Source organism: Flavisolibacter ginsengisoli DSM 18119 (genome assembly GCF_900129295.1).
Taxonomy (GTDB): Bacteria; Bacteroidota; Bacteroidia; order Chitinophagales; family Chitinophagaceae; genus Flavisolibacter; species Flavisolibacter ginsengisoli.
The window spans coordinates 143265-156409 of the sequence record NZ_FQUU01000001.1; the positions used below are offsets into that span (position 1 = coordinate 143265).

At 41.0% G+C, this 13145-nt stretch carries 8 protein-coding genes; all 8 read right to left on the reverse strand.

Translation table 11 applies throughout. From position 1 onward, the window contains the following. Positions 1-27: 27 nt before the first annotated feature. Positions 28-1425: a sialate O-acetylesterase gene (locus tag BUA53_RS00575; RefSeq protein ID WP_072833296.1), complete on the reverse strand. Its 1398-nt coding sequence runs from the start codon at positions 1423-1425 to the stop codon at positions 28-30. A gap of 32 nt (positions 1426-1457) precedes the next feature. Then, entirely contained in the window at positions 1458-2657 is a 1200-nt protein-coding gene (locus BUA53_RS00580; protein WP_072833297.1) for a glycoside hydrolase family 27 protein, read from the reverse strand. A gap of 36 nt (positions 2658-2693) precedes the next feature. Further along, positions 2694-5012 carry a glycoside hydrolase family 3 N-terminal domain-containing protein gene (locus BUA53_RS00585; protein WP_217652900.1) on the reverse strand — a complete coding sequence of 773 codons (2319 nt, stop codon included), beginning with the start codon at positions 5010-5012 and terminating at the stop codon, positions 2694-2696. A 98-nt stretch (positions 5013-5110) separates the two neighbouring features. Further along, on the reverse strand, positions 5111-6310 hold the full coding sequence (locus BUA53_RS00590) for an AGE family epimerase/isomerase (protein WP_072833298.1): 1200 nt from the start codon (positions 6308-6310) through the stop codon (positions 5111-5113). 42 nt (positions 6311-6352) lie between these two features. Further along, positions 6353-7567 carry a glycoside hydrolase family 130 protein gene (locus BUA53_RS00595; RefSeq protein WP_072833594.1) on the reverse strand — a complete coding sequence of 405 codons (1215 nt, stop codon included), beginning with the start codon at positions 7565-7567 and terminating at the stop codon, positions 6353-6355. A gap of 41 nt (positions 7568-7608) precedes the next feature. Further along, the gene (locus tag BUA53_RS00600) at positions 7609-9438 is read right to left on the reverse strand and encodes a sodium:solute symporter family protein (RefSeq protein WP_072833299.1); all 1830 of its coding nucleotides are present in this window, start codon (positions 9436-9438) and stop codon (positions 7609-7611) included. 36 nt (positions 9439-9474) lie between these two features. After that, positions 9475-10713: a glycoside hydrolase family 26 protein gene (locus tag BUA53_RS00605; RefSeq protein WP_217652901.1), complete on the reverse strand. Its 1239-nt coding sequence runs from the start codon at positions 10711-10713 to the stop codon at positions 9475-9477. A gap of 7 nt (positions 10714-10720) precedes the next feature. Continuing rightward, positions 10721-13087: a glycosyl hydrolase gene (locus tag BUA53_RS21390; RefSeq protein WP_072833596.1), complete on the reverse strand. Its 2367-nt coding sequence runs from the start codon at positions 13085-13087 to the stop codon at positions 10721-10723. Positions 13088-13145 lie beyond the last annotated feature (58 nt).

Here is a 13145-nt window from a genome sequence, read left to right on the forward strand (position 1 = left end):
TGTTTTTTTTAGATATAGGCACTGCAATTATTCAGCGGCTGTATCAACAGGCAAATTATCTGTGCGGAAAGGAACTACCGGCAATCCTTCTTTACTAAAAAGGTTTCCGATAGCAGAATTGGAAAATGCATAGCGAACATATACGGGCTCTTTTACTTTTTTATTCCATACAACTAATTTATCATTCTCCAGTTTCGATTCAGCCGGATAAAAGATGCCGTCTGTCCCGGCAATGAATAATTCATTTACTTTCTTTCCTTTAACCTTCAAGCCAGTATATAAATTGGAAAAAAGGATATAGGCTTTCCCATTCTTTACTTTCATGGAATTATAAACAGGAAACCTGCCTTTAACGTCTTTATGATAGGTAGCATCTAATGCAAGATTGGCAAGCCGAATGCCTACATCATACTTATTCTTTGGATGAATATCATTTACATCCTTTACCAGGTCGTCTATTACAACCATGCCTGTATTTTGCAAGGACGTTGCTTTTAATTGTTGTTCCCTTAGCAGTGCACCAACATTCCGGTTGCCATATTTATAGGGTGCTATTTGCACCAGGTAGAATGGAAAGTTATGCTGCCACTGTTCGCGCCATGAAGTGATCATTGATTGTAATAAGGCGCTGTAAGTGTTGGGGGAAGCGGTATTACTTTCCCCCTGGTACCAGATGGCTCCTGCAATCGAGAAGGGCGTTACAGGTGAAATCATGGCATTATATGTAAGACCAGGTAATATAGGCCACCAGGGAGATGTGGTTTGTTTTGTTGATGCCTGCTTTAGCACTGTATCAGCATTTATTACTTGTGTGGGTGTCCATGCTTCCGCAGGTGTACCACTCCAACAGGCGCTGATCAACCCAATAGGAACATTGAGCTGTTTTTGTAAATGCCTGCCAAAATAATAACCTACTGCACTGAATGACTTCCATGTATTACTGTCGCAGACTACCCAATTTGCCCGCACCTTTTCCTGTGGATATAGAGCAGTAGTTCGGGGAATATTAAAGAACCGGATATTGTTGTTTGCAGTAGTGGCAGTATCCTGTGCCTGGTGTTCCAGTCCCCAGTTATAATTGAATTCCATATTGGACTGGCCGGAACAAACCCAAACCTCTCCAATCAATACATTATCCAGGATAATCGTATTATCCCCTTTAATTGTAATGGTATACGGACCGCCTGCAATTGGTGTGTCAAAATTCAACTGCCATTTTCCATTGCCATCAGTAATGGTTGAATCTGTGCGGGCATTCCAGGATGGAGAAATGAATACCTTCTCACCTGGATTGCCCCAACCCCAGAACTTAGTGGAAGATTGTTGCTGCAGCACCATATTGCTGCCAATAACTGCGGGCAATATTACATTGGCACTGGCTTTTAATTGCAAAAAGATAATTGACAAAAGCAGTATTCTGTTCATGAAATTTTATTTTGTTAATGCCGGGGCTCACATTATTTGCGAAGGCGAAGTAATAAGATATCGTGAGCAGGTATGGAGACATTTAAAGGATCTTTAGTGGTACCCCTGTCCTTCTTCAACCACAAATCGCGCAATGAATAAGTCGCAATATTGGTATTGAGCGTTCTTTTAGCCACCGTATCTGTTACTACCATTTCCCCCCAATTGATATTTACCATTTTAGGTGAAACACTCCTGTTTAAAAACCCTACAGACCAATCACCATTCTTCAAAGGCTTGATCCATGTTTGTACACTATCCTTCATATTATATTTGAGTGCCTGGATACCTAACGGATCCTGGTTCACCGCTATCACTTCCTTATTGGCCAAAACTTTCCTGGTTTCCCGCGACATAGTACGCAGGTCATTACCAGCAATCAAAGGCGCGCACAACATAGCCCACATGGAAAAGTGTGACCTGTCTTCTGCAGGTGTCATTTTACCATTTCCTATCTCCAGCATATCAGGATCATTCCAGTGGCCGGGTCCAGCATAAGCACGCAAGGTATCCTGCATATCGAGGATCTGCATAGCTCCCAATGATTTCCAGGACCCATGATCTTCCAAACAATCAAAGCAGTTGGATATGTCACCTGTTGTTCTCCACAAATGACCTACAGAAGGACCCCACAACCAAGGTTTATCTGTACCCCATTCACATATGCTCAAAACTACCGGCCTGCCAGCTTTCCGGATGGCAGCTGACATAGTTTTGTAAGCACCTTCACCTTTCAGTCCATCTGTATTGCACCAATCGTATTTTAAATAATCTATTCCCCAGCTGGCATAGGTGAGTGCATCCTGGTATTCATAGCCCCTGCTTCCAGGGCGGCCGCCGCAGGTTTGCCAGCCTGCATCTGAATATATACCCAATTTCAACCCCTTAGAATGTACATAGTCGGACAGTGCCTTCATGCCTGAAGGAAAGCGTTTAACATCAGGGTGTATGAAGCCAAGGCTGTCACGGGTGCCGTGCCAGCAATCATCAATATTGATATAGGTGTAACCCGCATCCTTCATACCCGAGGATACCATAGCATCAGCCATTTGCCTTATCATTGCTTCATCCACATTGCAGGCGAATTTATTCCAGCTATTCCATCCCATAGGAGGTGTTAAAGCCAGTTCCTCAAATTTCTGCGCATAAGTACTATTTACAATAAAGAGTATAAAGATCCAACAGTATTTCATTGCGATATGGTTAATATATCCTTTTAAAAGCAGGAATTAAAAAGTTTTGGAACTGGTAACCACAAAGTTTGCAGAGAGGTTGCCCACCTGGACTTTGAATTCACCCTCTTCTACAACTTTTTTATTTTGCGGGTTTACAAAAGCCAGGTCTTTTATAGGGATTTGAAGCTGTATGGTTTTTGCAACTCCGGGTGCCAGGTCAATCTTTTCAAATCCACGCAACCTTTTTACATCCGGTGTAAATGAAGCAATAAGGTCTGAAATATAAACCTGCACGGTTTCCTTCCCTTCGCGGCTACCGGAATTTGTAATAGTAACCGAAACTGTTACTTTTTCATCTGGTTTAAAACTTGTTTTATTTAAAGAGAGGTTGCTATAAGTGAAATTGGTGTACGACAAACCAAATCCAAAAGGGTATTGAGGATTGGTGTTACCACCCTGGGGGTTGTCTGCACCTTCTGAAGGCTTATGAATGTACCCTGCAAGGTCATTCGTATACCTCGGGTAAGTTATAGGTAATTTACCACTGGGGTTTATATCCCCGGATAAGATATCAGCTAAGGCATCGCCACCAAAATTAGAAGGAAGGTAAATATCCAGCACAGCGGCAGCCCCAGTTTCTATCTTTCTGATAATGCGCGGGCGCCCTTCATTTAAAATGAGTATCACTGGCTTACCGGTTTTATACAGCGCTTCTGCCAATAGCAGCTGGTTATCTGACAAACTGAGGTCATTAAGATTGCCTGGAGTTTCTGTATAGCTATTCTCACCGAGGCACAACAAAACATAATCCACATTTCTTGCTGCCTGCACAGCAGAATCAATATTGGTCACAGAATCTTCATAATACTGGCCTTTCATTTTATACACCACGCCTTCAACGTATTGAACATTTGCAGGACCAAATTCTTTCTGCACTGCCTTAAGGATAGTATTATAATTGCCAGTATATTCTTCTGTTCTTTCACCCTGCCATGTATAACTCCAACCTCCGTTGAGAGTGCGCATGGAGTTGGCATTAGGTCCGGTTACCAGGAGTTTAGCTTCCTTGCGTAGAGGCAAGGTATTATTGTTATTCTTTAATAGCGTAATGGATTCGGCTGCCATATTATAGGCGGCTTTTCTGAATTCCAGGCTGCCGAATTTAGGATAATCCTTAACGTAAGTCACTGGTGTGTTAAAGAGATCAAGTTCATATTTAACTCTTAATATACGGCGTACAGCATCATCAATTCTTGACTGGCTTACTTTTCCTTCTTTAACCAGGGCAATAAGGTCACGTGTAAAGCCTTTATAGTCATAGGGGATCATTGACATATCTATGCCCGCATTGATAGAAAGCATAATGGCTTCTTTGATGTTTTTTGTGATCCTGTCGCGGCGGTAAACGTTTTCTATGTCCTGCCAATCAGTAACAATAAAACCTGTAAAGCCTAATTCATTTTTTAATATATCGGTAAGAATATGTTTGTTGACATGCGTGGGTATTCCATTGATCAATGCTGAATTTACCATTACATTTCTTGCACCCGCTTTTACAGCTGCGGCAAATGGGGGCAAATGATATTCGCGCAGGTATTGCTCGGGTATCCATGCATCTGTACGGTCCTTTCCTGATTTAGGATCAGAATAAGCCATGTAGTGCTTCAGGCTCACGGCTAATTTTTCCTTACTGCCCAAAGGATCCTGGATGCCTTTGACAAACTGTACACCCATTTCGGAAATAAGGTAAGGGTCTTCGCCATAACCTTCCCATATTCGTGGCCATTGGGGGTTGGTGCCAAGATCTAAAACCGGAGAAAATGTCCATGGCACACCAGCTGCTCTTGACTCATAAGCGGTAATAACAGCACCCTCATGAACGAGTTGCCTGTTCCAGGTTGCAGCCTGTCCTATCTCCTGGGGAAACAAGGTAGTGCCATTGACATAGTTAACTCCATGGACATTATCCAATCCATAAAGAACCGGGATCTTCAACCTTGTTTTTTGTGCCTGTACCTGTATATCAGCTATCATACGGTTCCAATCCTCTACAGATTGAACCCCTGGTGTATTTAAAATAGATCCCACCTTATAATTCACTACCGCGTCCGCCATTTTATCCGAGAAGCTGAACACGCCATTTTTGGATCCCCCTAATGATTCTATGGAAACCTGCGCCATCTGCCCTACTTTCTCCTCCAGTGTCATTTGCTTTAAAAGCCTGTCAATTTTTGTTTCAATAGAAGGATTAAGTTGTGCCTTAACCGTGAGATTTAATGACAATAATGAAAATGTGCCAATCATCATTACTTTCTGAAAACCATTATTAGCCATGACCCTTTTATTTTTTTGTATTGAATCAGAATTGTTCATAAAACGCATTTAAGTTACGCACTATCAAGAGGATGTATGAAACGGATCCGAGTGTTTCCATAGAGAGCCATAAACTTCTCAATGAATTATGGCGTATTTCATTTTAAAGATGCAATACGCCTTATCACTTCAATGCACGCACGGCTATTATGATAGGGACATTTCCAAATGCCTACCTTATCTTCCCGGGTCATAGGAGCATAATCTTTCTCTACACCCCAGTACCATTCACCCCCCTTTTTATCGAGTATATGATCCTTAACGAATTGCCAGCTTTTCAATGAGTGTTGCAGATAAACATCCTCACCTGAGATCTGCCAGGCATTCAGAAATCCTACCATTGCTTCAGCCTGGGGCCATGAATGTTTTTGACGGATCCAGTGATTATTAACAGGATCGTATTCATACCAAAGACCTCCATCATCATCCAAACCTTCACAGGCGGCTTCTGTCAATAGAATTGTTTGGTATTTGACTTCTTCAAGTAAAGATTTATTGCCTACCAGTTCGGCAGCCTCCTGGACCAGCCATGCAGCTTCAATATCATGTCCGTAAGAGATTACTTCTGACCTTTTGTTCCAACTGTCATCGAAGAATAGTACCAGGTGATGGGTATCCGGAGAGATAATATGGTCTAGAAATAATTGAATAAGTTCCTCTACTTGTTGTTTAAGTTTCTCATCCGGCCATATGGTGTACAAATTGGCAAAGGCTTCCAGTACATGGAGGTGGGTATTCATGGATTTTCTCTCATTGGCATCTTTTGCACTGAGCCTTAAATCACCTAATTCTTTCCAATCACGGGAAAGGGCCTCAATATACCCTCCATATTTACTATCATAGCTATGGTTTACAATATCCCGATAAAGACCGATAGCTGTTTGCTTCAGTGCTTCATCTGGCCATATCTTATACAATTCAGACATACCATAGACTGCAAAGGCAAGCGCATAGACCTGCATTTTTGTATCCAGTGGTGTGCCATTATAATCAACGGTCCAGTAAATACCTCCATACTCTTTATCAAGGAAATAAGTTTGAATGTAATCGTAGGCTCTTTTAGCAATATCCAGATGCTCCTTGTTGTGTGTAACCTGGAAGGCCGCGGAAAAGGCCCAAAGAATGCGGCTATTAAGAACAGAACCTTTTGGAGCTTCAGGATAAGGTTTATTATCATGGTCTATCTTACCAATGAAACCTCCATTCGTTATGTCGGGTGCATTTTGCTTCCAGTAAGAAAGAATGCTTTCCAACTGATCTTGCATTTCCCGGCTATATTCCATCAATATATTTTCCATAAATAATCAGGTTCCTGATTTGCCAATGACCTTAAACATGTTCTATGAATTTACATGAGAAATGGAATGCCCATTCAAGACAGTTCCGGATGATAAATTCGACTCAATAATACCATTCAATACCTGCACTGATGATGCCGAAGAATATCCGTCTTCAGGTGTATTCATTACATAATCAAGCAATTTTTCTATTGTTGTGGTGGCTACATGCTGACGGGTATCGGAGGAAGCATAATAAATAAATACTTTCCCATCTTCATCTGCGATCCAGCCATTACTGAACACTACATTTGATACGTCGCCTATTCTTTCTTCCCCTTCAGGTGCCATAAAATAACCTGCTGGCTTATGCGTAATCATTGTGAGATCATGCAGATCTGTCATGAACATATACAGTACATAACGCAAACCAGCAGCTGTATTGCGTACACCATGTGCAAGGTGCAACCAACCCTTATTGGTTTTGATGGGCGCAGGTCCTAATCCATTCTTGGCCTCATATACGGTATGGTATTTCTTGGGATCAATAACGATCTCTTTGTCTATAACTGCATTTTCAATAGTATCACAAACCCCAAAGCCTACACCCCCACCTTTTCCAGTGTTAATAAAGCCATCCTGTGGCCTGGTATAAAAAGCATATTTCCCATTGACGAACTCAGGATGAAGCACAACGTTACGCTGCTGAGGGGATGGGGTTTTCAGGTCAGGCAAACGTTCCCATTGTTTCAGGTCTTTGGTACGTGCTATGCCGCATTGTGCAATGGCAGAAGACTGATCCCCTTCAGCTGCTGCGGGGTCCTTGCGTTCAGTACAAAATATACCATAGATCCATCCATCTTCGTGCTGCACCAGGCGCATATCATAGATATTACCATCTGGCTCCTTGTTCTCAGGCATATTGATAGGATAATCCCAAAACCTGAAATTGTCCACCCCGTTATCACTTTCAGCAACTGCAAAAAATGATTTCCTGTCCCAACCTTCTACCCTGCCTACAATGATATACTTACCTCCAAACCTGATTGCCCCTGAATTAAATACTGCATTAATACCAAACCTTTCCATCAAATGCGGATTAGTCAAAGGATTTAGATCATATCTCCAAAATAAAGGCGTGTGCTGAGCGGTGAGAATAGGGTATTCATACCGGTCATATATACCATTACCTATCCCTTGCTGTATGTTTTTTCTTTGGACCAACTCTTCATGAGCTTTTTCAAGTGCCTTCCAACGCTTTTCAAATTGTGTACTCATATGCTTATTTTTTTCAGCCTTAGGCTGTTTCAAATTCATAGTTAATTTTCCAGTTTGTTCCACCATGTTCTTTTTAATATTATAATGACTACAACCAGGATAAGAACAGTTATTAAAAGTGGAAGCTTCATCCACAATACCAGGTACATTGGAAATATCGTCAGGCATAATTGTGCGATCATGCCAAGTAAAACATTGAACATATCCAGTTTAAAACGCTTGTTGGGTTCAAATGAGGGATCATCCTGTATAACCTGTACATGAATAGGTTTCCAGAATCCCCATGGCCTGACAGTGCTGTAGAATCTTTTTAATACATCTGTATCGGTTGGTGGTGCAGTAAAAGTACCTACAAGGCATCCAGCTATAGACAGCAGAAAAAGTACTGGGAAATAATAAAGAAACTCTACGCCCGAGAAGAACCTGGAAAAGATCAATGCCCCGGCAATGCCAGTGAGCATTCCATAATAAAATCCGTTCGCATTGAAACGCCACCAATACCACTTCAATACATTCGCGGCAATATAACCACCATAGAGGCCTGAAACTATCCATTGCAATATGCTGTTTACATCCCTGGCAAAGAACCCCAACGTTACACCAATACTTACAACGATGACACCTGTTATATAGTTCATGGTCATAACCCGTTTATTGGAAGCACCGGGATTAACATATTTCAGGTATATATCATTAACTATATATGCCTGCGCAGCGTTAAGTGTACCGGAAAAAGTGCCCATGAATGCACCTAACAAACCTGTAAGCACCAGGCCCAATATACCTACTGGTAAAAAATTATTGATGGTTGCAGGCAGCACCTTTTCAAAGTCAGCTCCACCGGTGCCATTTGATACATTCAATTGCTGATAATACAATAAGCCAAGTACTGTTAAACCAATTACCATGGAATACCTGACAGGTAACAGAACAATGGATACAAAGCCTGTCATTTTAGAAGCTTCCTTTGGCGATCTTGTAGATAGAATCTTTTGCATGTCATAGTTAGGCGCAGGCCCTGCCAGGGATGCAAATACACCTTTAAAAAGCATCATCATAAAAAACAATCCAAATATTCCATATCCATCATCCGCAATCTTTTTATTGGCATCGTTGATGATACCACGCCAGTCCATTTTCAGGTTCCATCCAAAGAATGGATCACCCCAGCCATGTGGTACATTCAAAGTCTTTCCTTGCAAATGGATAACTGCTATAATGGCTATTGCGATGCAACCAACGGTCATGATCAGGTATTTGATCAGGTCACCCAAAACAATACTGTGCATGCCTCCTAGGATAGAATAGAACATGGCAAAAAGCGTGAAGATGATCCCATAAAAATGGGCAACATATTCAGGAGCTACATGAAAAGGCACATAAGGTTGCACCAGGTTCCACGGTACAAATATCTCTATGAACTTTCCTAACCCAACAAAACCATAAGCCAGGAAACCCAGGCATCCAATCAGTGCGAAAGCCACAACGATCTTATAGGAACCTTGAACTCCTTTACCTTTAATTCCAAAACGCGTAGCCAACCATTCTGCCCCCGTATTGGCATTGGAACGTCTGAGCCATTTTGCAAGGAACATCATATTAAACACCTGGTTGAAAACAGGCCACAACCATGGTATCCAAATGCTTTTCATGCCATAAACAAAACAGAGAGATACCATCCACATAGTGCCACTGATATCAAACATGTCTGAGGCATCGCTTAATCCCAGGAGATACCAAGGCAGTTGTTTACCTCCCAATAAATAGCTTTCCTGGTTTTGTCTTGCCTTCTTTCTCAAAAACCAGCCTATCATAACCATCAACACCAGGTAGGAAACAATTATGGCTATATCTATCAGTTGTAGTTTCATTTAGTACTTCTATTAGTTCATGTATAGTGCAAGCCACTATTGGATTTTGTAAACATTTGGTAGTTTATCATTAAATATTATGTAGGGGTTGGATTTAAATTGCTGGAAGTCACCAACTGCAGCATGCCCTGGATACGGTGTCCAAAAAGCATTAGTTGTATTAGCCCACACAAGTACATATGCCAGATCAATATTTTGATACTGAAGGATCTTCAGTAGCTTTTGTGTATACCAGTTGGTCATGGAAAGGTTTTGTAAACCTGTTTCAGTTAAGGCTGCTACTTTTTTCTTTGCAATGGCATAATCGGAAACCAACTTTAATTTTTGGGCAGCTATGGATAGGTCTGATCCACTAGTAACATCACCATAATTATCTGTGCCTACCACATCCACATATGCATCACCAGGATATCGCTGCAGGTATTGTCCTTCGGTGGTAAAGTTTTTATCAGGCGACCATGCATATAGAAAATTATGTACACCAAGGCTATCACGCAAATAAGTAACCGTAAACTGGTATAACGCCTTATACTGATCCGGGGTACAATGCGATGCTCCCCACCAGAACCAATCTCCATCAAATTCATGGAAGGGACGGAAAATTACAGGTATTAACTTCCCATCAGCTCCAATCAATCCTTTGGCAAAATCTGCCACTTCTTTTAAAGAGTTTTTATATGTAGCATTATAACTTCCTCCCGGAATGATCTGGCTAACAGCCTCTACTGGTGAATCATTCCAATAGAAACCTCCCTTAGATACAGGATTTGCATAATGCCAGGCATAGGTATTGATTCCTCCCCTGTTGTATGCATCTACAGTTAGATCATGTGCTACCTGTTTTTCATAATCATACCAGGCACCATCAGCAAAATTGGCTATGTGCAGAAAATCATGGCCATAGACAGCAGGATAAGCCCCTGTCACTTCCTTTACATCAGACCTTTCCCTGGAAACTCCAGGATACTGTTGTTCATTGGCCCATCCATAACCTCTTTTGGTATCATCCTGGTGCCCAAAAAGAATATTTGATTTAGATATCTTTTTCAGGTTGTAGAACAGTGCTGCAGTTTCGTCACTACTATTCTTATCAACAAGCATATCCTTTACAGCTGATAGAGTAGGCGGTGCTTCAGGTACTATAACTACCGGCGGCTGTTGTATGGGCGCAGGATCTGTAAATACACCTTTACTTTTTTTGCATGCAAGATTTACCATGCAGAGTACCAAAAGTGTAATAGAGTTCAGGTAAATTGTTTTTGATCCCATTTTCATAAACTCCTTATTTATAGAGGTTTTGTTTTGTTATATCTGACTGGAATAATGTGCGTTTCAGCTTGAAAAATTCCTGGAAATCTTTTGCAGAGACCTGCCCCCTGAATGGTGCATAATAATGCATATGACCTCCTGGTTGCAAACCATGATTTCGCCATGCAAGCACATAGGATATCTTGTGATCACCAATTGCTTTCCAAAGTGTGTTTGTCCACCATTCTGCATAAGGAATGGCTTCATATCCCGTTTCTGCAAGAGCTGGTATCTTATTTTTTTCCCGGGCTATTTCTTCAAGAATAGTTAACCGCCTGTCAACATTTTTCAAAAAAGATGAATCATTCCGGGGATCTCCATATTGATATGCATCGAAGCTTATTATATCCACCACATCATCACCAGGATATCTTTCAAGGTAACTTTCCCTGGAATCAAAATCTGCGGTATTATATACATATATCAGGTTATTTACTTTCCTGGTATTACGCAGGTAATCAATTGTAAATCGCCAAAGCAGTTTATACTCAACCGGTGTGCAGGTATTCCGGCACCACCAAAACCAGTTACCTGTCAATTCATGAAAAGGCCTGAACAAAACAGGTATTAATTCTCCATTTTTGCCCTTTAAAGAGAGCATAAAATCAGCTATCTTATCAAGCCAGCTTTGATACAACTCATGTCTGTTGCCTCCCGGTAAAATAGATTGAACAGCTCCATGTGTTGTATCCCAGGCTGATTCGCCGTTGACAGGATTGTCTGCATGCCAGCTAAGCGTAATGACGCCTCCTCTGTCATATCCCTGCCTGATATATTTCCGAATTTTATCAAAAGGAACACTGTCAAGATTATAAGGCAGCTCGTGTTCAATATTACCAAGTTCCCAACCATATACAGCCGGATAATCATTGGTAACTTCTTTAATATCACTTTTGCCATCAATATATTTCCATCCAACACCATAGGCCAGATCGTCCTGGTGTCCAAATAAAATACCACTTACTAATAATTTTTTCAGGTTAGCATACAGGTTCCTGGTTTCCTTTGTGGCCCTGGTATCCGCAGTAATATTTATTTTATTCTGTGGATGCATCAACTCACTTGTATAATGATAAATAAGATTCCAGGTTGTACTGTCCCTGTCAAATACTGAATTCAAACCTTGTTCCTCCATAGGTGGATCACCCATAAAATCATCGCCCTTTTTCCAGAATACGTGGCCTTTAACGGGCCTGGCAATGCCAGCAAAAGCCCAAAAATTAACTCCACCTATTACTCCCCCTGTATCTGCACTATTTTTTAAATAGGAGAATATCGTGTTATAGTATTGATCCCTTAAAACAGTTTTACTATTAACATCAAAGGAGTGACCATCACGTGGTAAACCAAATTCTTCAACAACCAACGGCTTTTGCAGCTTTTGTGCAACAGCCATATGCCTGGTGATATAATCTTTTGTCTTGCTGATCACCATTGAAAAATCAGCTTCCATAGAAGCCTCTTTAAACCAACCCCAGTTCTTTGGCCAAATATGAATGGTCAGGTAGTCAATATTTGAATCAGCATGAACTGATTCAAAAAGTTGCATGCTTTCTGTTCCAACTTCTCCTTCATGACCCGTAGTAATTAAATGGTTTTTATCCTTTGATTTAATAAATGCTGCAACAGAAGAAACCCATGCCTGGTATGCATCATTTGATGCGGACCTCATAGGCCTTGGCTCATTAGCCAGTTCCCAGGCCATAATAGCTGGTTCATTCATATATTTTCTGCCGTTGACACTATTTACATGATCCAATATATAGCGCACCTGTTTTAAATAATCTTCTTTGCATGGTGGGCACGTATAAAAACGACTTACATAATCACGTTGTTCATCCCAGCTTAACTTTCTTCTTAATACAGAGTCTTGTAATAGACCATTCCAGTTCAGGTATTGCAAAAAGCCTCCCGTCCACTCCCAATTATTACTCAGGAATAAAACGGCTTTCATGTTTCGCTTATCCAACTCAACTAATAATATATCCAACCCTTTTAATACACTGGCATCAAACTTTCCTTTTGAGGCTTGTAAAGGAGGATTTACCCTTGGAACCCCGCTTATTTGTCCACTACCTTCAGCGCCAGCCATTACTCTTACGTTTGTGATGCCTTTTGACCTTAAAAAATCTAATTCTATACGAAGTCTTTCAATTCCATTATGGTCTGCTGCTGGTAATGCCAACAATCCTCCATACCAATAATTGGCACCTGTATAATAGTAAGGTTGACCTTTCAAATAGAACTGGTGCCCTTTACGTTGCACAAAGTCTTGTCCGTAAACATTTGCAAAAGAGATCCAGCAAAAGACAAGAGTAATAACCTGTTTAAAAAATCGCATCACCTGCTGTATTATTTCACCCTTACGGACCAATGAAAAGAAATGGATTAAAAAAAAC